The organism is Pseudomonas sp. GD04058 (assembly GCF_029836855.1).
Lineage (GTDB): Bacteria > Pseudomonadota > Gammaproteobacteria > Pseudomonadales > Pseudomonadaceae > Aquipseudomonas > Aquipseudomonas bharatica.
On sequence record NZ_JAOECN010000013.1, the window covers coordinates 93071 to 112532 of the forward strand.

Genomic DNA, 19462 nt, shown 5'->3' on the forward strand with positions numbered 1-19462 from the left:
TTGGCCATCACCATCTATCGGCTGTTTTTCAGCTGCTTTCGCGGATCATCAAGGCAAAACCCAGGTCCTGAACCGGATTTTTCCCGATCTTGCCGTCGAGCAGATCGAGCAAGGCCTGGGCCGCGTGCCGGCCGACAGCGGCCAGCGGCGTGCGGATCGACGTCAGGCGCGGGACCATATGGGCCGAGGCCGGCAGGTCGTTGAACCCGACCATCGCCACCTGTTCCGGGACGCGGATGCCCTGGCGCTGGGCCTGGAAGATCGCACCGTGGGCGAGGTCGTCGTTGCAGAAGAAGATCCCGTCGATATCGCCATGGCGGGCCAGCAACTGGCCGAACAGCTCGCCGCCCAGGCCGATGGACGATGGCTGCGGGACCAGCAGTTCCAGTGCCGGGTCGTACAGCCCGGCTTCGCCCAGGGCCTGGCGGAAGCCTTCGGCGCGTTGCAGGACCCGGGCATCCAGTTGCGCAGCGATAAAGCCGAGACGGCGGCGCCCGCGTTCGAGCAGGTGACGCGCGACGGCGCGCCCGGCCTCATGCTGGGAAAAGCCCACCGAGACCACACCCTCCTCGCCTCCCAGTTCCATCATGTGCACGCAGGGTACGCAGCTGGCGGCGAGCATGCGCCGCGCCGCCTCGCTACGCTCGAAGCCGGTCAACAGCAGGCCGCGGGGTTGGTGGGCAAGGTAGTTGCGCAGCAGGTTCTCCTCCACGGCGGCGTCGTAGTGGAAGTTGCCGATCATCACTTCCAGCCCGCGTGGGCGCAGGACATCGTGGATAGCGTCGAGGGTCTCGACGAACAACTGGTTGGACAACGACGGGATCAGCACCGCCACCGACTGGCTCTGCGCCGAGGCCAGGGCGCGGGCGGCAGGGTTGGCGACATAGCCGAGCTGGGCAGCGGCGGCGCGGACCTTCTCCACCAGCTCCGGCGCTACCGTGGCCACCCCGCGCAGGGCCCGGGACACGGTGATCGGCGACACCCCGCAAAGCCGGGCGACTTCGGCCAGGGTGGGACGACCTGTGGTGCGGGAGGTGCTGCGGGACATGACGGCTCGGCGAAATAGCGGGGAAAGCCGGCAAGGTTAGTGGTGCAGCCTGTGGCTGGCAAGGCAATGTACCTGGGGTGTTGCTGAGGGCCTCATCGCTGGCAAGCCAGCTCCCACGCTGAACCCTGTGGGAGCTGGCTTGCCAGCGATGAGGCCCTGAAGGTCAGAGCCGGTCCAGGATCAGAACGCCGCCTTGAATACCGCCTCGATCTCCGCCTGGCTCGCCGGCCGCGGATTGGTCAGGCCGCAGGCATCCTTCAAGGCATTGCCGGCCAGGATCGGCACATCCTCGATCTTGGCCCCGAGCACCGCCAGTCCCGGCGGAATATCGATGTCCCGGCTCAGTTGCTCGATCGCCGCGATGGCTGCCGCCGCGCCCTGCTCCGCATTCAGTTCAGCGACCTCCACGCCCAGCGCCGCGGCCACATCCCGCAGACGCGCCGCCGAAACCTTGGCATTGAAGCGCTGCACATGGGGCAGTAACACCGCGTTGCACACGCCATGGGGCAAGTCGTAGAAGCCACCCAACTGGTGCGCCATGGCGTGCACATAGCCGAGCGAGGCATTATTGAAGGCCATGCCCGCAAGAAACTGGGCGTAGGCCATGGCTTCCCGTGCCGGCAGGTCCTGGCCGTTGGCCACCGCCTGGCGCAGGTTGCCGCTGATCAGCTCGATGGCTTTCAACGCGCAGGCATCGGTGATGGGCGTGGCGGCGGTCGAGACATAGGCTTCCACTGCGTGGGTCAGGGCGTCCATGCCCGTCGCGGCCGTCAGGGCCTTGGGCATGGCGACCATCAACGCCGGGTCATTGACCGAGAGGATCGGCGTGACATTGCGGTCGACGATGGCCATTTTCACGTGCCGCGCTTCGTCCGTGATGATGCAGAAGCGGGTCATCTCGCTGGCCGTCCCGGCCGTGGTGTTGATCGCCACCAACGGCAGTTGCGGTTTGGTCGAGCGATCGACGCCCTCGTAGTCGGCGATCCTGCCGCCATTGGTGGCGCACAGGGCGATGCCCTTGGCGCAATCATGGGGCGAACCACCGCCCAGGGAGATGACGAAATCGCATTTTTCCCGTTGCAGCAGTGCCAGGCCCTGCTCCACGTTGGCGATGCTCGGGTTGGGCTTGGCGCCGTCGAACACCCGCGAATCGATATCGCGCACCGCCAGTTGCTCGGCGATCCGCTGCGCGACACCGGCCTTGGCCAGGCCGGCGTCAGTCACGATCAGCGCCTTGCGAAAGCCGTAGCCGACGATTGCCGTCATGGCCTCGTCAAGGCAGCCGATGCCCATGATATTCACGGCCGGAATGAAAAACGTGCTGCTCATGGCTAATCCCTCAGTGGCTCTATCTCGATGCTTTCAGCATCCTCCTGGAATAAGCGGCAGGTGTTGATCCAGGACAACCTCAGCCAAGGAACAGGCGATAGGCCGGATTATCGGTCTCGTCCCAGTAGCGATAACCCATGGCATCGAGCAGGCCCGGCAGGTCGGCACGCTCGTCAGCCGGCACTTCGAGGGCGGCGAACACCCGGGCATCGGCGGCGCCATGGTTGCGGTAGTGGAACAGGCTGATGTTCCAGCGCTTGCCAAGGCTCTCCAGGAAGCCCAGCAGCGCCCCCGGCCGTTCGGGGAACTCGAAGCGCAGCACGCGCTCTTCGGCGCCCGGCCCGGCATGGCCGCCGACGGTATGGCGAATATGCAGCTTGGCCAGTTCGTTGTCGGTCAGGTCGAGCACCTCGTAACCCTGCTCGCGCAGGCTGGCGACCAAGGCCTCGCGCGGGTCGGTCAGCGGGTGGGTCTGGACCCCGACAAACAGCCGCGCCTCCTTGCCCGGGTGATAGCGGTAGTTGAACTCGGTGATCTGGCGCCGCTCCAGGGCCTGGCAGAAGGCGCGGAAGCTGCCCGGGCGCTCGGGGATGGTCACCGCGATCACCGCCTCGCGCTGCTCGCCCAGTTCGGCGCGCTCAGCGACATGGCGCAGGCGGTCGAAATTGACATTGGCACCGGAATCGATCGCCACCAGGGTCTGGCCCTGCACACCCCGGGCGGCCACGTACTTCTTGATCCCGGCCACGGCGAGCGCTCCCGACGGCTCGGTGATGGAGCGGGTGTCGTCGTAGATATCCTTGATCGCTGCACAGAGTTCGTCACTGCTGACGGTGATCACCTCGTCCACATAATGCCGGCAGATATCGAAACAGTAGGCGCCGATCTGCGCCACCGCCACGCCATCGGCGAAGGTCCCGACCTGGGCCAGCACCACTCGCTCGCCGGCCGCTAGGGCGGCTTGCAGACAATTGGAATCCTGCGGTTCGACACCGATCACCTTGACCTCGGGGCGCAGGTATTTGACGTAGGCGGCGATCCCCGAGATCAGCCCGCCGCCGCCCACCGGTACGAAGATGGCATCCAGCGCGCCGGGTTGCTGGCGAAGGATCTCCATGGCGACGGTGCCCTGCCCGGCGATCACATCCTGATCGTCGAAGGGCGGGACGAAGGTCGCGCCATCGCGCTGGGCCAGGTGCAAGGCATGGGCCAGCGCGCGCGGAAAGGCATCGCCATGCAGCACCACATGGCCGCCACGGGAACGCACGCCTTCGACCTTCAGCGCTGGGGTGGTCTCGGGCATGACGATGGTCGCCACGATACCCAACTCGCGGGCGGCCAGGGCCACGCCCTGGGCATGGTTGCCGGCGGACGCGGTGATCACGCCGCGGGCTCGCTGCTCGGGGGTCAGGCGGCTGAGACGGGTGTAGGCACCGCGGATCTTGAAGGAAAAGGTCGGCTGCAGGTCCTCGCGCTTGAGCAGGACCTGGTTGTCCAGGTGCGCGGACAGGGCCCGGGCCGGCTGCAACGGGGTTTCGATGGCCAGGTCGTACACCGGGGCGGACAGGATGCGACGCACATAGTCCGACAGCAGGTTCGGTGCGCCGAGGCTAGGGGGGCTTACGGTGAGACTGGTCATCGATGACTCCTGGTCTTTTGCAAGGGCCCGGGAGTCGAGAAAGAAAAAACCCGCCTCCAGGGCGGGTTAGGTGCAGCTGCCAGCTAGCCCGCCAATCGGATAATGGCGGTAATAATGCTGTGGGCTGGCAGGTGCTGGAATGTGTTCATGCCAGCGAAGCTAGCGAAAGCGTCCTGCCAAGTCAACGACTGATTCGAAAGATTGCCAACGGCCCGCAATATCCCTCTTGCCGAATTGGACAACCCACAAGTCCCCTGCTTGTATCAAATCATGCACCCATGCACGCCCGTATGACTCGAAACCTCAGAGGGACCGGACCATGAGCGAAGGAAAGCCGTACAAAGTCATGATGGTGTTCGGCACCCGCCCGGAAGCGATCAAGATGGCGCCGCTGGCCGGGGTCCTGCGTGAGTGGCCGGATATCGACCTGAGCATCTGCTCCACCGGCCAGCACCGCGAAATGCTCCAGCAGGTGCTCAACGACTTCGGCCTGCAAGTCGACGAAGACCTGCAGGTGATGACCCAGAACCAGACCCTGAACAGCCTGTCCCAGCAGCTGCTGGCGCATATCGATGCCGCCTACGAGCGGATCCGGCCGCGCATCGTGCTGGTCCACGGCGACACCACCACCAGCTTCATTGCCGCCCTGGCCGCCTTCAACCGGCAGATCCCCATTGCCCATGTCGAGGCCGGCCTGCGCACCGGCAACCTGCGCCAGCCCTGGCCGGAGGAGGCCAACCGGCGCCTTACCGGGGTGATCGCCGACCTGCACTTCCCGCCCACCAAGGACGCGCGTGACAACCTGCTGCGCGAGGGCGTGCCCCTTGAACATCTTGAAGTTACCGGCAACACCGTGATCGACGCCCTGCTGTGGATGCGCGATCACCTCAAGCACAGCCAATGGCACCCGGCCCCGGACTCGCCGCTGAGCAAGCTGCGCGACGACCAGCGCCTGGTCCTGATCACCGGCCACCGCCGGGAAAACTTCGGCCCCGGCTTCGAGCGCATCTGCCTGGCCCTGGCCGAGCTTGCCCTGCGTTATCCGGACGTGCAGTTCGTCTACCCGGTGCACCTCAACCCGCAGGTCCAGAAGGCGGTGTACTCGGTGCTGTCGAACCAGCCGAATATCCACCTCGTCGCCCCACAGGACTACCAGCACTTCGTCTGGCTGATGGACCGCGCCTACCTGATCCTCACCGACTCCGGCGGCGTCCAGGAGGAGGCCCCGGCGCTGGGCAAGCCGGTGCTGGTGCTGCGCAAGGTCACCGAGCGCCCGGCCGTGCTCGAAGCGGGCACGGTGATCCTGGTCGGCACCCAGACCGAACGCATCGTCAAGGAAACCCGGCAATTGCTCGATGACCCGGACACCTACCAACGCATGAGCAAAGTGTTCTTCCCCGTTGGCGACGGCCGTGCCAGCGAGCGCATCGCCGAACGACTGAGCCGCTGGCTCGAGGAAAACGCCAACGGGCGCGACGACTCGTGAGCCTGTTCTGGGTCGATGTCCTCACCTATGTCCTCTACGGCCTGAAATGGCTGGCGATCATCCTCGCCACGCTGATGTTCATCCTCGGCCTGGATGACCTGTTCATCGATATCGTCTATTGGGTACGCAAGCTGGTGCGCAGCTTCAGGGTCTACGGCAAGCACGAGCATGCCGACGAGAAACGCCTGTTCGAGGTACAGGAAAAGCCCCTGGCGATCATGGTTCCGGCCTGGAACGAGGTTGGCGTGGTCGGCGAAATGGCCCGCCTGGCGGCCTCGACCCTGGACTACGAGAACTACCAGATCTTCGTCGGCACCTACCCCAACGACCCGCAGACCCAGGCCGACGTCGATGCCGTGTGCCTGCACTACCCCAACGTGCACAAAGTGGTCTGCGCCCGCCCCGGCCCGACCAGCAAGGCCGACTGCCTGAACAACGTGATCGACGCCATCCTGCGCTTCGAACGGGATGCGCGCATCGAATTCGCCGGTTTCATCCTGCATGACGCCGAAGACGTGATCTCGCCCATGGAACTGCGCCTGTTCAACTACCTGTTGCCGGCCAAGGACATGATCCAGATCCCGGTCTATCCCTTCGCCCCGGAGTGGCGCGGCTTCACCGCCGGGCACTATGTCGACGAGTTCGCCGAGAACCACGGCAAGGATGTGATCGTGCGCGAGGCCCTGACCGGCCAGGTGCCCAGCGCCGGAGTCGGCACCTGCTTCAGCCGCCGCGCCATCGGCGCACTGCTCGAAGACGGCGATGGCATCGCCTTTGACGTGCAGAGCCTCACCGAGGACTACGACATCGGCTTCCGCCTCAAGCAGAAAGGCATGAAGTGCATTTTCGCCCGCTATTCCATCAGCGATCCGGAACTGGCCCTGGAGCGGGTCTGGGCGCCCGGCATGAGCAAGGCGTTCGCCCAGGTGATCTGCGTGCGCGAGCACTTCCCGCGGGACTGGCAACATGCGATCCGGCAAAAATCGCGCTGGATCGTCGGCATCGTCTTCCAGGGCACCAGCAACCTCGGCTGGAGCCGCAAGGGCGCGCTCAACTACTTCCTCTGGCGCGACCGCCGTGGCCTGTTCGCCTACCTGCTGAGTTTCCTGGTCAACCTGCTGCTCCTGGTGCTGCTGAGCATGTGGCTGACCACCTGGTTCTTCCCCGAAGCCTGGCGCTTTCCGTCGATCCTCGAAGGCAGCGAGTTGCTGACCACCCTGCTCTGGCTCAACGGTTTCCTCCTGCTCAACCGCCTGTTCCAGCGCGGCTGGTTCGTCACCCGCTATTACGGCATCTTCGAGGGCCTGCTGTCGGCCCCACGGATGATGTGGAGCAACTTCGTGAACTTCTTCGCCAATATCCGCGCCCTGCGCCAGGTCCTGGAGATGGGCGACTCGCGACGGGTGGCCTGGGACAAGACCACCCATGAGTTCCCTGCCCTCGCGGCGCCCGCTCGTACTCCACTGGGCCGGCGCCTGATCGACAAAGGGCTGATCACCGAGGAACAACTGCAAGCCGCGATCACCACCCCGGAGCGTCGCCGCCTTGGCCGCGAACTGCTGGTGCGTGGGCTGATCAGCAGCGAACAGCTGGTGGAAACCCTGGCCGAACAGCTGGACCTGCCCTGGGCCCCGCTGGACCCGTTCAATATCGATCCGCACCTGATCGCCCAACTGCCGCGCAAGATCGCCATGCACTACGGCGTGCTGCCCGTCGAGGAAGACGGCCAGACCCTGGTCCTGGCCAGTGAAAGCCCGGTCAGCCAGGTATCCCTGGGCGCCATCGCCCGCCACCTGAAGCGCCCGGTGAGCTGCCGCCTGGCGCCTCAGGGTCGGGTCACCCTGGGCCTGCGCTATCACTACCCCAGCCCCTGGCAGAAGGAGGAAACCCGACAGATGCTCCAGGTTCTGGAACGGCACAAGGACGATGCCGCGCTGATCGAACGGGTCAGCCGCCACCAGGTGCTGCTTGGCACGCTCCTGCAAACCCGCGGCATGGTGCCGACCACCCTGTTCAACCAGGTGATGATCGACTTCGACCCGGAGCAAGTGAGCCTGGGCGACTACCTGATCGAACGGGGCATCATCACCGAACAGGTCCTCAAGGAAGCCCTGGCCGAACAGGCGGCGGAGCAGCAAGCGGCCTACAGCATCGTCCGGGAGGTGGCATGAAGCAGCCCGTGCCCTGGCTCCTGACCTGCCTGCTGGCTTGCAGCGCCAGCGTCGCCGCACCGATGAGCGATTTCGAGCGTTTTCGCAGCTTCCCCTACATGGACCGCAGCTACCGCGAAGCGAAGAACCAGAACTGGGCGGAGGTGGAGCGCCTTACCCGCTACCTGCTGGACAAGGTGCCGAACAACGACGAGGCACGCAGCCTGCTGATCCAGGCCCTGGCCCACCAGAAACGCTATGACGAGGCCGAGCGGATGGCCGCCGCCCAAGGCAAGGACAGCCAGCAGTTGCTGGAGCTGCGCCTGATCCGGATCGAGGAAAACCCGCCCGAAGCCTCGGTGGTCGAAGGCTGGATGAACGACAGCCAGATCAGCCCGCGCATCCGCCTGCGCCAGGCCTACAGCCTGAGCCTGGGCAGGCACTACGGCCCGCAGAAGGCCCTCGACTGGCTGAACCAGCTGCGCCCGGCCGGCGACGACAATATCCTGCGCCAGTCCCGGGCCAACTGGGCCGAGCAGGTCGGCGACTGGAACGAGACCGTAGAGCAACTGGCGCCGTTGGCAGCGAAGGGGCAACTGGAGGCCGATGACTGGCAGCGCCTGGCCAACGCCTACGTGCAGCGTCTCGACGAAGCGCCCTTGCAGCAGTTGCTGGACAAGGCGCCCTCGGCGGAGGCCGCGCACAGGACCCGCCTGGCCATGGTCGATCGCGCCTTCGCCGAGGGCCATGAACAACAGGCCCGGCGCTGGTTGCAAACGCTGCCGCAGGCCGACCGCGAGCGGCCGCAATACCGCCAGCAACTGCTGGAGTTGGCCCGACAAAGCGAAGATGGCGCGCTGGTCCGGGAGCTTAGCAACGACCTCGACAAGCCCTGCCTGGAAACTGCCGAATGGCTGTCGCGCAACGATCCGCCGCACGCCCTCGATCAGTTGCGCCAATGCCGCGCCGAGGATGACCCGAAGACCTGGCTGATCCTAGCCCAGCGCCTGCATGCCGATGATCTGTTGCAAAGCCGGCGCCTGCCCCAGCCGTGGGACAGCCAGCGCCAGCAACGCCTGCTGGAAGTCTGGCGCGAGCAAGGCAAGACCCGGCAGATCATGGAGTGGCTGGCCGCCCAGCCACAGACCCCGGCGATTCTCCAGCAACGCGCGCAACTGCTGGAAGGCAGCGGCAAGGGCCGTGATGCCAGCGCCGCATGGGAAAGCCTCTATCGCCAGACCGGCAGTCTCGACGCGCTGAACCAGGCCACCTTTCTGATGCTGAATGCCGGGCGCAAGCATGAAGCCCTGTCGCTGCTGGAACAGGCGTGGGACCGCCACCAGGGACGCCTGTCCGCCCCGCTGCTGCAACGTCTGGCCGGGCTCTACAGCCAGGCCGATGTACCGCTGGACAGCCGTCGTGCCGTCGCCCTGATCCCACGGGTCGATGCCGCCAGCCGTGGCCTGGTGCTGGCTCGCCTTGCCGAGAGCGGCCAGTGCGGCGCGGTGCGCGCGGCCATTCCTGCCGCCCCCAAGGAACCGGGCCAACTGCGGGCGCTGGGGCGTTGCGCCATGCCTGACCATCCTGGCGAAGCGGTGGTCTACTACCAGGCCGCCGAGCGCCTGGGCGATCGCAGCAGCCGCCTGCCCCTGGCCTATGCCCTCGAAGCAGGCGGTGATGCAGCCGGCGCCCAGCGCATCTTCGACAGCCTGGTGCCTGCCGAATGGACCGACAACGCTCGCCTGACCGCCGCGCAAAGCGCCCTGAACGCCGGCAATCCCGAACGGGCCGAACAGCACTGGCGCCGTGCCGCGCACCCCGCCGCCGATGACTGGGCCCTGGGGGCGACCATTGCTGAACGCCGCGGCGACCTGCCCCTGTCCCTGGAGCGGCGCCGCCAGGCCCTGCAGCACCAGCCCCGTGCCGAGCACTACTACGACGCCTCGATCACCGCGCAGAAAGTCGGCGATATGGCCCAGAGCAGCGCCTGGCTGGCCGAAGCCGTGCGCTTGGCCCCTGACCAGCCGCGCTACCGCGCCGACTACGGCATGCGCCTGGCCGGCAGCGACGACAAGGCCGTGCGCCGTCAGTCCATTCCCTACCTGGAACAGGCCACCCGCAGCTTCCCCGAGGACTACCGTATCGGCGAAACCCTGGCCTGGCGCTACGACGAGGTGGAAAACAGCGCCGCCGCACGCCAGGAACTGCGCCGGGTGCTGGATGTGGAACAGGACCTGGTCGACGGCGACGACGAATATGGCAGCCTGGAAGCACGCAAATTCCGTCAGCGCCGCGCCCACGAAACCCTGTCGCGGCGCGACACCGTGACCTTGGCCAGCACCTGGTCGCCGGCCGGCGCCTCGACCAACGACAACTTCCGTGCAAGCGACAATCCCCAGCGCCGCGCGCAATCGCAGAACGTACAAGTAGCCATGTGGGATCACGCCCTGGGCGACGAACCGAGCCGCAACGGCAGCACCCTTTCGGTCTATGGCCGGGTCCTGTTCGGCGGCAGCGGGCGCAGTGACTACGCTCAGAGCATGGGTACCGGCGTCGGCCTGCGCTGGAAGCCGCTGGGCGATGCCAACCTCAACCTGTACAGCGAGCTGTACCACCAGCGCGAGATCGACGACAGCCACTACGACGGCCTCAGCCTCGGCCAACTGTTCAGCCCGGCGAAGGTCGGGCGCAACTGGCGCGACCTGCGCAGCCATGCCTCGAGCAGCAACGACCTGCTGCTGCGCGCCACCGCCTCGTTCTTCGACCAAGGCGACTACCGTGCCGACTGGCGGGTCGACGAGGATGACTGGAACGAACGCTTCCTGTACCTCGATGCCGCCTGGTGGACCCGGGCCGGCGATCACCAGTGGCTATCGCGCTACCAACAGGGCCACACCTGGAAACTCGACACCCGTTCGCCGCAAACCCTCATGCCCTACGGCTTCCTCGAATTCGGCAGCCAGGACCCGGACAACGACTGGCGCCAGGACCTGCGCGCCGGTATCGGTCTGCGCTGGCAATGGTGGTTCGATGACGACAGATACAACGCCTACCGCGGCTCGCTGAAGGTACGCACCGAGTACCAGCAGGGCCTGGGCGGCAATCTGTACGAACGCGCCAATGGCGTGCTGCTTGGCGTGGAGCTGACCTTCTGATGCGCCGGATCCTGTTCTTCCTGCTGCTGGTCTGCCTGCCGGTCGCTGCCGACCAGCGGGTGATCTATCAACCCCAGAGCCGCGACGCCGTGCTCAGTGCCGGGCAATGGCGCCAGCTATGGCACGACACCGTGGGCAATGGCGGCAAGACCCTGATCGTGCAATGGACCCGCTATGGCGACGAACGCTTCGGGGGTGCCGAGGGCTGGCTTGCGGCGAGCTTGAAGGAGGCGCACGCCCAGGGGCTGGAACTGGTGGTCGGGTTGTATCTGGACAGCGCTTATTACACCCGGATCAACGAACTGGATGCCGGCGGCCTGGCGGCCTACTGGAAGTCGCAACTGGGTGACTCCCTCGCCCAGCAGCGTGAGGTGCGCCGGTGGGGCCTGTCGGTGGCCGGCTGGTACCTGCCGATGGAACTGGATGACCTGCATTTCCAGGCCGCCGATCGGCGGGAGGCGCTCTTCGTTCAGTTGCAGGCCTTCAACCGCAAGCTCGATGCCCCGCTGCACCTCAGCGCATTCACTACCGGCAAGCTGGCGCCCGGGGTGCAGGCCGAATGGTTCGCACGCTTGACGGGGCTGAACCTGAAGCTTTGGTGGCAGGACGGCAACGGCACCCGACGCCTGCCGCCGCTGGTACGGGACAGCTATGCCAGGGCGCTGCCCTGCACGGTAGGGATCATTCGCGAAGCGTTTCGCCAGGTCAGTGCCGAGGGGCAGCCGTTTCGTGCAGTGCCGCAGCAGCCGGCGCTGCAGGACGGCTGTCATGAGCAGGCGGTGTTTGCCTTGAATTACCGGCCGTGGGCGAAGGTATTGCCGAGTGCACGTTGATTTCCTTGTTGTTTTTCAGGGCCCTATCGCTGGCAAGCCAGCTCCCACAGGTATCCAACCGCAGAACCTGTGGGAGCTGGCTTGCCAGCGATGAGGCCCTCAAGACCGCCACAAAAAGCCAAACCATGTACAAAACCATAGAAAACCAGGTCCGCCATCGCTCCGCATCACCCTCGGTACGCGCCGAATTCCGCCAGCACGACTTCGAGCGCCTGCGGCATTTCTGCATCCTGGTGTTCTGCCTGAGCATCGGCATCTGGATCCTCTTCGACCTGCTGGTGAGCTTTATCGGCCACCAGGGTTTTTCGTGGCGCTCGATGGTGCTGATCTGCGCCATGGCCGTCCTCGCGGTGATCCTGCTGTTCGTGCGCCAGGCCGAGCATTTCAACTGGCTCAACCTGTTCTTCGTCAGCCTCATGGCCTTCGCCGTACGCATGGTGGTCGACGGCACGCCCGAAGCCCACCAGCCCGCCTGGCTGATCATGGCGGCTTCGAGCATCCTCTACTCGACGTCCGTGCTGCCGGTACGGCGTTGGTCGTTCTTTTGCTCGGCATTGATCACCTGGCTGCTGCTCAATCCGTTCCAGGCCGAAGGCAACGAGGTTTTCGACCTGCATGGCCTGATGATCATCAGCTACGCCGCCTTCATCACCGGCCTGACCTTCTACAGCTACATCGTCCAGCGCCAGACCAAATTGCAGAACTTCCACATGTCGCGCCTGCTGCTGGACCAGGCCTATATCGATGTACTCACCGAAATCCCCAACCGCCGCTCGTTCGTGGCCCAGGCCGAGCGGCATATGCACGACGACAATCCGGGTGCGGGGCGCTATCTGGCGATGATCGACGTGGACAACTTCAAGAAGGTCAACGACCAGTTCGGCCACGACAGCGGCGATGTGGTACTCAAGCGCATCGCCGGCATCATCAGGGCGAGCATGGGCGAGTTCGTTTATGCGCGCCTGGGCGGAGAGGAGTTCGTGGTCTACCTGTGGGGTCTGGACCAGACCGCCACCGAGGCGCGGTTGGCGGCGCTGTGCTCATTGGTCCGGGAAACGCCAGGGGAACATCCGGTGACAGTGAGCATCGGCCTGACCCGCATGGACGCCGGGGACAGCCTGGGCCAAGCCTTGGGGCGGGCGGACGCAGCGCTGTATGAAGCCAAGCGGACAGGGAAGGATCGGTATGTGCTTTGGAGGCCGGCACAATCCCTGTAGCGTCGTGGCAACTTAGCCAAGACCACCAAAGCGCTTGTAGAACCCCTCGCTGACCGCAGGCAACGGCCCGTCCGCCGTCTCCATCGCCGCCTCCAGCCACTGTTCCGCCGGACCCTGGATCAACCGATAGAGGTTGCGGCACAGCTGGCGTGCCGCGCGGCCCTCCCAGTCACCCGGCAACAACTCGTCCGGCAATTGCGGGTCGCGCAGGAGCAGCTTGCGGTATTCGTGGATCAGCAGCACCCGGGCCAGGAAACAGGCCTTGGGATCAAGGCTGTCCTGGTCCTTCAGCACCTGCCACAACGGCCGGAACAGCTGGATGAACTCGCTGTAGTGACTGGCCAGTTCGTCGATCTTCCAGCTTTCCCGTACCTGTGCACGCAAGGCCTTGGACGCCAGCACATCCTGGGCGGTGGTTTCGAAGAGAATGGTTTCTTCCTGGGCGCCGAGGTCCTGCAGGGTGGCGTTGATATCGGCACGGTCGCAGCGCGGGCAGCCGAGCACGCCCGGGGAGATGGCACCGAAACCCTGCCATTCGAGTTCCTCGCGAACCTGCTTGCGCTTGTCCTGGGGCAACTGGGTCAGTACCGCCAGGCACCAGGAGCCGTCCCAGGCCGGGGGATTGGCGGCATAGACGCGCTTGAAGGCTTTCTCGAAACGCCGCCGGCCGGTGCCGGTGAGGCTGTAGTAGCTACGCCGGCCGACCTTTTCCGCGGTCAGCCAGTTTTCCTTGGTCAGGCGGAAGATCGAGGTGCGGATCAGGCGCTCGTTGATGCCCATGGGCTCCAGCAACTGGATCAGGCTGCCGAGCCACACCGTACCGCCCCGCGGCTCGATGGCGTCGCCATAAAGGGTGATGATCAGGGAGCTGGCGCGAATCGGGGTTTGTTGCTGGAAACGCTCGATCAGGTGGTCCAGGGGTGTGAGCGACGACATAGGCGATCCGCTTGAAAAAGAAAGGAATATACCCCCGCGCCCTCGGCATGACCATGCTCCGGGCGCGCGGATACGCTCAAGCACCGCCGGGCAGTTTCGGCCGCACCGCGTCGTCACGATAGCGTCCGCGCCCGGCCTCGACCTCGGTCAGCGGCGCGCATTCGTGCAGGGTTTCCAGGCAGCGCCGGGTCAGTTGCTGGTAGGCACGGGTACCGGTCTGCTTCCAGGCCACCTCCTCATCACTGAGACGACGAGTGACCTTGGCCGGCGAGCCGAGCACCAGGGATTGCTCTTCGCACTGGAAGCCCGCCTTGACCAGGGCACCGGCCGATACGATACAGCGCGGCGCGATCCGCGCATTGTCGAGAATTACCGCGTTCATGCCGATCAACGCATCTTCTCCGACCACGCAGCCATGCAGCACCGCGCCGTGGCCGACATGGCCGTTGCGCTCGACCACCGTGTCGCTGGCGGGGAAGCCGTGCATCACACAGGTGTCCTGCAGGTTGGCGCCCTCCTCCAGGACGATCCGTCCAAAGTCACCGCGCAAGGCCGCCAAGGGCCCGACATAGCACTGCGGGCCAATGATCACATCGCCAATCAGCACTGCCGAGGGATGCACATAAGCCGTGGGGTGAACCACCGGGGTCAGGCCATCGATACTGTAACAAGCCATGAGAAATCTCCTCGAAAACGATACGCATCAGGCACGCTTGGAGAAACCCTTGTTAGCAGTTTCACCCAGCAATAACGGTGCACCATCAAAAAAGCAGCCAATTATTAGACACGTGTTTTATTATTGATGTTGTTTTTCTGTATCGCATTATGCCTATACTCTGGCGAAAGGGCCAAGCAGCCCGTCCAATAAAAAACGCCGGCCCCGAGGCCAGGCGAGCCTTGCGAGGAACGACGTCATGCCGCACACCCTTGAGGTGCAGGCGCATCAGGCGGTAACCCTGATCACCCTGCATCGTCCGCAAGCACTGAACGCCCTGACCACCGAACTGCTGGGTGAGCTGGCGGCAGAACTGCAGCGTTGCGCCGAGGACCCAGCCGTGCGCGCCGTGGTCATCACCGGCAGCCGCAAGGCCTTCGCCGCAGGCGCCGACCTCAACGAAATGGCCGAGCGCGACCTGGTCGGCATGCTCGACGACCCGCGCCAGCAGCACTGGCAGCAGATCACCCGCTTCGCCAAACCACTGATCGCCGCCGTCAACGGCTACGCCCTCGGCGGCGGCTGCGAGCTGGCCATGCACGCCGACATCCTTATCGCCGGCAGCGACGCCCGCTTCGGCCAGCCGGAGATCAACCTGGGGATCATGCCCGGCGCCGGCGGCACCCAGCGCCTGCTGCACGCGGTGGGCAAGTCGCTGGCGATGCAGATGGTCCTCACCGGTGAGGCCATCAGCGCCCGGCGCGCCCTCGAGGCCGGCCTCGTCAGCGAAATCACCCAACCGGAACTGACCGTCGAACGCGCCCTGCAGATTGCCCGGCACATCGCCGACAAGGCACCCCTGGCGGTACGCCTGGCCAAGGAAGCCGTGCTCAAGGCCCAGGACCTCGACCTGGCCAGCGGCCTGCGCTTCGAACGTCACGCTTTCACCCTGCTGGCCGGCACCGCCGACCGCAACGAAGGCATCCGTGCCTTCCAGGAAAAACGCCGCGCCGACTTCCACGGCCGCTAAGCCCCTTTCGCCACCGAGGACAGCCTCATGAGCTTCCAGCACATCCTGTTTTCCATCGAGGCCGGGGTCGCCACCCTGTGCCTCAACCGTCCGGAGCAACTGAACAGCTTCAACACCCTGATGCACCAGGAAGTGCGCGAGGCGCTGAAGGTCGTGCAGAGCGATGCCGGGGTTCGGGTACTCCTGCTGACCGGTGAAGGCCGTGGCTTCTGTGCCGGCCAGGACCTGAGCGAGCGCAATGTTGCCCCCGGCGCCGAGGCGCCCGACCTGGGCCTGTCCATCGAGCGTTTCTACAATCCGCTGATCCGCACCCTGCGCGAGCTGCCGATCCCGGTGATCTGCGCGGTCAACGGCGTGGCGGCCGGAGCCGGGGCGAATATCCCGCTGGCCTGCGACCTGGTCATCGCCGCGCGTTCGGCCAGCTTTATCCAGGCCTTTTGCAAGATCGGCCTGATCCCGGATTCCGCCGGCACCTGGGCCTTGCCGCGGCTGGTCGGCATGGCCCGGGCCAAGGCCCTGACCTTGCTGGGCGAACGCTTGTCGGCCGAGCAGGCGCTGGAATGGGGCCTTATCTACAAGGTGGTGGACGACACCGACCTTCGCGATCAGGCCATCGCCCTCGCCCGCCAGCTGGCGACCCAGCCCACCTATGGCCTGGGCCTGATCAAGCGCAGCCTGCACGCCAGCCTGGACAACAGCTTCGAGGAGCAACTGATGCTGGAGCGCGACCTGCAGCGCCTGGCCGGGCGCAGCGAGGACTATCGCGAAGGCGTGGCCGCCTTCGTGGAAAAACGCACGCCGGCGTTCAAGGGGTATTGAGGCGATGAGTGCACTGAACAAGAACAGCGTCGTGGCGGTGATCGGCGCCGGGGCCATGGGCGCGGGGATCGCTCAGGTTGCCGCGAGTGCCGGGCACCGGGTCTGGCTGCATGACAATCGCCAGGGTGCTGCCGCCCAAGCCATCGAAGGCATCGGCAAACAACTGGACAAACGCGTCGCCAACGGCAAGCTGAGCGTGGAGGCCCGGGATGCCTGCCTGGCCGCCCTTTATCCGGCCGACAGCCTGGAGCAACTGGCGGACGCCGGACTGGTGATCGAGGCCATCGTCGAGAACCTGGAGATCAAGCAAGCGCTGCTGGCCCGGCTGGAAGCGCTGTGCACTGCGGACTGCATCCTCGCCAGCAACACCTCGTCGATTTCCATCACCCGGCTCGGCGCCGGCATGCAGCGACCACAGCGGCTGGTGGGCATGCACTTCTTCAACCCGGCGCCGGTCATGCAACTGGTGGAAGTGATCCAGGGGCTCGCCAGCGATGCCGATGTCGTCGCCACGGTCCTCGCCACCGCCCGGGCCTGGGGCAAGAAGCCGGTATTGGCGCGCTCGACCCCTGGTTTTATCGTCAATCGCGTGGCCCGGCCTTTCTATGCCGAGAGCCTGCGCCTGCTGCAGGAGGGCGTTGCCGACTGCGCCAGCCTCGACGCCGTGCTGCGCGAGGCGGGTGGCTTCGCCATGGGCGCCTTCGAACTGACCGACCTGATCGGGCACGACGTCAACTATGCGGTGACCAACTCGGTGTTCGATGCCTATTACCAGGACATGCGCTTCCAGCCTTCGCTCATTCAGAAGGAACTGGTGGACGCCGGGCATTTCGGGCGCAAGAGCGGACGTGGTTTCTACGATTACCGCGAAGGTGCGCTGCGACCGCAGCCGGCCAGCCTGAGCAGTACGGCCGCCTTGCCGGAGGTGATCGTCGAAGGTGATGCGGGTCTATTGCAGCCATTGCTGGAGCGCCTGGCCGAACACCAGGTGAAGATCCTCCGGCGCGCCGGGCGTGGCCTGCTGCGCGTTGGTGACGCCATGGTCGCCTTGAGCGACGGTCGCCTCGCCAGCCAGCGCAGTATCGACGAAGGCCTGGAGCAACTGGTGCTGCTGGACCTGGCGCTGGATTACCGCAGTTGTACCCGTCTTGCGCTCGGTTGCTCGGCAGATACCTCGCGCGAAGCGCTGGACCAGGTGGTGGCGCTTCTGCAAAAAGCCGGCATCGCCGCCACCCCGCTGCGAGACAGCCCGGCCCTGTGCGTACTGCGCACCGTCGCCATGCTCGCCAACGAAGCCGCCGACGCCCTGCTGCAAGGCGTGGCCTCGGCGGCGGATATCGACCTGGCGATGCGCGCCGGGGTCAATTACCCGCAGGGGCCGCTGGCCTGGGCCGACCAGCTGGGGGCCGCCACCCTGGTCCGGGTCCTTGACCATCTGCAGGCCGCCTATGGCGAAGAACGCTACCGTCCTTCCCTGCAACTGCGTCGGCAACTGGCCGAAGGAGTGCCCTTTCATGAATGACCGTCTGGATCTGGCCAGCCGCTGCGCCCAGGCCCTGTATGACCGCGATGCCGCCAGCCAGGGCCTGGGCATGCGCCTGCTGGCCAGCGGGCCGGGCAGCGCCACCCTGGGCATGAGCGTGCGCGCCGACATGCTCCAGGGCCATGGCACCTGTCATGGCGGCTTCCTGTTCGCCCTGGCCGACTCGGCCTTCGCCTTTGCCTGCAACAGCCACAACGACGCCACCGTGGCCCAGGGTTGCAGCATCGACTACGTCGCCCCGGCCGTTGCCGGCGACACCCTGACCGCCACCTGCACCGAACTGAGCCGGGGCAAGCGCACCGGGGTCTACGACGTGCGCATCGAAAACCAGCACGGCAAGCTGATCGCCGTGTTTCGTGGCAAGTCCTACCAGATACGCGGCACCGTGCTGCCAGAGGAAACCCTGAAATGAACGACGCCCTGATCATCGATGCCGTACGCACGCCTATCGGCCGTTATGCCGGCGCCCTGAGCACCGTGCGTGCCGACGACCTCGGCGCCATTCCCCTGCGCGCCCTGATGGAACGCCATCCCCAGGTGGATTGGAGCCAGGTCGATGACGTGTTCTATGGCTGCGCCAACCAGGCGGGCGAGGACAACCGCAATGTGGCGCGCATGGCCTCGCTGCTGGCCGGGCTGCCGGTCAGCGTGCCCGGTGTCACGCTCAACCGCCTTTGCGCGTCCGGGCTGGAAGCGGTCGGCGCGGCAGCGCGGGCGATCCGTTGCGGCGAAGCCGGGCTGGTGCTGGCCGGCGGCATCGAATCGATGTCCCGCGCGCCGCTGGTGATGGGCAAGGCCGAGACCGCCTTTTCCCGCCAGGCCGAGCTGTTCGACACCACCATCGGCTGGCGCTTCGTCAACCCGCTGATGCAACGCCAGTACGGCATCGACAGCATGCCGGAGACCGCCGAGAACGTTGCCGAGCAGTTCGCTATCAGTCGCGCCGACCAGGACGCCTTCGCCCTGCGCAGCCAGCAGCGCGCCGCGGCGGCCCAGGCCAGCGGGCGCCTGGCCGAGGAAATCGTTGCGGTGCGGATTGCCCAGCGCAAGGGGCCGGACAAGCTGGTCGAGCACGACGAGCATCCGCGCGGCGACACCACGCTGGAGCAACTGCAGCGCTTGGCCGCGCCGTTCCGCGAAGGCGGCAGCATCACCGCCGGGAATGCCTCGGGGGTCAACGACGGTGCCTGCGCCCTGCTCCTCGCCAGTCCTGAAATCGCCAGGCGTTATGGCCTTACGGCCCGCGGCCGGGTGATCGGCATGGCCAGTGCCGGGGTCGAGCCGCGGATCATGGGCATCGGCCCGGTGCCGGCGACGCGCAAGGTACTGGAACTCACCGGCCTGGCCCTGGCCGACATGGACGTGATCGAACTCAACGAAGCCTTCGCCGCCCAGGGCCTGGCCGTGCTGCGGGAGCTGGGGGTGGCCGACGATGATCCGCGGGTCAACCCCAATGGCGGCGCCATCGCCCTCGGTCACCCGCTGGGCATGAGCGGCGCGCGCCTGGTCACCACGGCGCTGCACGAGCTGGAGCGGCGCCAGGGGCGTTATGCCCTGTGCACCCTGTGCATCGGCGTTGGCCAGGGCCTGGCGCTGATCATCGAACGACTCGACCACTGAAT

15 protein-coding genes are annotated in these 19462 nt (G+C 65.9%); 10 read left to right on the forward strand and 5 right to left on the reverse strand.

Going from position 1 to position 19462, the window contains the following annotated elements:
• Positions 1-28: 28 nt before the first annotated feature.
• The 3 genes from N7650_RS13650 to ilvA form a co-directional block, all read right to left on the reverse strand.
• Positions 29-1048: a LacI family DNA-binding transcriptional regulator gene (locus N7650_RS13650; protein ID WP_279898658.1), complete on the reverse strand. Its 1020-nt coding sequence runs from the start codon at positions 1046-1048 to the stop codon at positions 29-31.
• Between the two features lie 180 nt (positions 1049-1228).
• Entirely contained in the window at positions 1229-2377 is a 1149-nt protein-coding gene (gene yiaY, locus N7650_RS13655; RefSeq protein WP_279898659.1) for an L-threonine dehydrogenase, read from the reverse strand.
• A gap of 79 nt (positions 2378-2456) precedes the next feature.
• A complete protein-coding gene (gene ilvA / locus N7650_RS13660; protein ID WP_279898660.1) occupies positions 2457-4016 on the reverse strand; it encodes a threonine ammonia-lyase, biosynthetic in 1560 nt (519 codons plus the stop codon).
• A 319-nt stretch (positions 4017-4335) separates the two neighbouring features.
• On the opposite strand from ilvA, the gene wecB reads away from it, so the two are divergent.
• The 5 genes from wecB (at position 4336) to N7650_RS13685 (ending at position 12857) form a co-directional block, all read left to right on the forward strand.
• Positions 4336-5502: a UDP-N-acetylglucosamine 2-epimerase (non-hydrolyzing) gene (wecB, locus tag N7650_RS13665; protein ID WP_279898661.1), complete on the forward strand. Its 1167-nt coding sequence runs from the start codon at positions 4336-4338 to the stop codon at positions 5500-5502.
• The gene (gene nrfB, locus N7650_RS13670) at positions 5499-7673 is read left to right on the forward strand and encodes a cyclic di-3',5'-guanylate-activated glycosyltransferase NrfB (protein WP_279898662.1); all 2175 of its coding nucleotides are present in this window, start codon (positions 5499-5501) and stop codon (positions 7671-7673) included. The genes wecB and nrfB overlap by 4 nt, the downstream gene beginning before the upstream one ends.
• The gene (locus N7650_RS13675; RefSeq protein WP_279898663.1) at positions 7670-10807 is read left to right on the forward strand and encodes a phage receptor; all 3138 of its coding nucleotides are present in this window, start codon (positions 7670-7672) and stop codon (positions 10805-10807) included. Before nrfB ends, N7650_RS13675 begins: the two co-directional genes overlap by 4 nt.
• The gene (locus N7650_RS13680) at positions 10807-11640 is read left to right on the forward strand and encodes a DUF4434 domain-containing protein (protein WP_279898664.1); all 834 of its coding nucleotides are present in this window, start codon (positions 10807-10809) and stop codon (positions 11638-11640) included. Before N7650_RS13675 ends, N7650_RS13680 begins: the two co-directional genes overlap by 1 nt.
• A 125-nt stretch (positions 11641-11765) precedes the next feature.
• Complete coding sequence (locus tag N7650_RS13685) at positions 11766-12857, forward strand: GGDEF domain-containing protein (RefSeq protein ID WP_279898665.1); 1092 nt, start codon at positions 11766-11768, stop codon at positions 12855-12857.
• 12 nt (positions 12858-12869) lie between these two features.
• Here the strand turns inward: N7650_RS13685 and paaX are convergent, their stop codons facing one another.
• Complete coding sequence (paaX, locus tag N7650_RS13690; RefSeq protein WP_009398383.1) at positions 12870-13793, reverse strand: phenylacetic acid degradation operon negative regulatory protein PaaX; 924 nt, start codon at positions 13791-13793, stop codon at positions 12870-12872.
• Between the two features lie 76 nt (positions 13794-13869).
• Positions 13870-14469: a phenylacetic acid degradation protein PaaY gene (paaY, locus tag N7650_RS13695; protein ID WP_009398382.1), complete on the reverse strand. Its 600-nt coding sequence runs from the start codon at positions 14467-14469 to the stop codon at positions 13870-13872.
• Between the two features lie 238 nt (positions 14470-14707).
• Between paaY and paaF the strand changes: the two genes are divergently transcribed.
• The 5 genes from paaF to pcaF are packed head-to-tail and all read left to right on the forward strand — an operon-like array spanning position 14708 to position 19460.
• A complete protein-coding gene (paaF, locus tag N7650_RS13700; protein WP_009398380.1) occupies positions 14708-15478 on the forward strand; it encodes a 2,3-dehydroadipyl-CoA hydratase PaaF in 771 nt (256 codons plus the stop codon).
• A 27-nt stretch (positions 15479-15505) separates the two neighbouring features.
• On the forward strand, positions 15506-16297 hold the full coding sequence (gene paaG, locus N7650_RS13705) for a 2-(1,2-epoxy-1,2-dihydrophenyl)acetyl-CoA isomerase PaaG (protein ID WP_009398378.1): 792 nt from the start codon (positions 15506-15508) through the stop codon (positions 16295-16297).
• Between the two features lie 4 nt (positions 16298-16301).
• Positions 16302-17819: a 3-hydroxyacyl-CoA dehydrogenase PaaH gene (paaH, locus tag N7650_RS13710; protein WP_279898667.1), complete on the forward strand. Its 1518-nt coding sequence runs from the start codon at positions 16302-16304 to the stop codon at positions 17817-17819.
• A complete protein-coding gene (gene paaI / locus N7650_RS13715; protein WP_009398376.1) occupies positions 17812-18252 on the forward strand; it encodes a hydroxyphenylacetyl-CoA thioesterase PaaI in 441 nt (146 codons plus the stop codon). Before paaH ends, paaI begins: the two co-directional genes overlap by 8 nt.
• Positions 18249-19460: a 3-oxoadipyl-CoA thiolase gene (gene pcaF / locus N7650_RS13720; RefSeq protein WP_279898668.1), complete on the forward strand. Its 1212-nt coding sequence runs from the start codon at positions 18249-18251 to the stop codon at positions 19458-19460. The genes paaI and pcaF overlap by 4 nt, the downstream gene beginning before the upstream one ends.
• Positions 19461-19462: the final 2 nt, after the last annotated feature.

Coding starts and splice junctions, on each gene's coding strand:
- N7650_RS13650 (WP_279898658.1), bottom strand. CDS start 1,048: ATGTCCCGCAGCACCTCCCGCACCACAGGTCGTCCCACCCTGGCCGAA.
- yiaY (WP_279898659.1), bottom strand. CDS start 2,377: ATGAGCAGCACGTTTTTCATTCCGGCCGTGAATATCATGGGCATCGGC.
- ilvA (WP_279898660.1), bottom strand. CDS start 4,016: ATGACCAGTCTCACCGTAAGCCCCCCTAGCCTCGGCGCACCGAACCTG.
- wecB (WP_279898661.1), top strand. CDS start 4,336: ATGAGCGAAGGAAAGCCGTACAAAGTCATGATGGTGTTCGGCACCCGC.
- N7650_RS13675 (WP_279898663.1), top strand. CDS start 7,670: ATGAAGCAGCCCGTGCCCTGGCTCCTGACCTGCCTGCTGGCTTGCAGC.
- N7650_RS13680 (WP_279898664.1), top strand. CDS start 10,807: ATGCGCCGGATCCTGTTCTTCCTGCTGCTGGTCTGCCTGCCGGTCGCT.
- N7650_RS13685 (WP_279898665.1), top strand. CDS start 11,766: ATGTACAAAACCATAGAAAACCAGGTCCGCCATCGCTCCGCATCACCC.
- paaX (WP_009398383.1), bottom strand. CDS start 13,793: ATGTCGTCGCTCACACCCCTGGACCACCTGATCGAGCGTTTCCAGCAA.
- paaY (WP_009398382.1), bottom strand. CDS start 14,469: ATGGCTTGTTACAGTATCGATGGCCTGACCCCGGTGGTTCACCCCACG.
- paaF (WP_009398380.1), top strand. CDS start 14,708: ATGCCGCACACCCTTGAGGTGCAGGCGCATCAGGCGGTAACCCTGATC.
- paaG (WP_009398378.1), top strand. CDS start 15,506: ATGAGCTTCCAGCACATCCTGTTTTCCATCGAGGCCGGGGTCGCCACC.
- paaH (WP_279898667.1), top strand. CDS start 16,302: ATGAGTGCACTGAACAAGAACAGCGTCGTGGCGGTGATCGGCGCCGGG.
- paaI (WP_009398376.1), top strand. CDS start 17,812: ATGAATGACCGTCTGGATCTGGCCAGCCGCTGCGCCCAGGCCCTGTAT.
- pcaF (WP_279898668.1), top strand. CDS start 18,249: ATGAACGACGCCCTGATCATCGATGCCGTACGCACGCCTATCGGCCGT.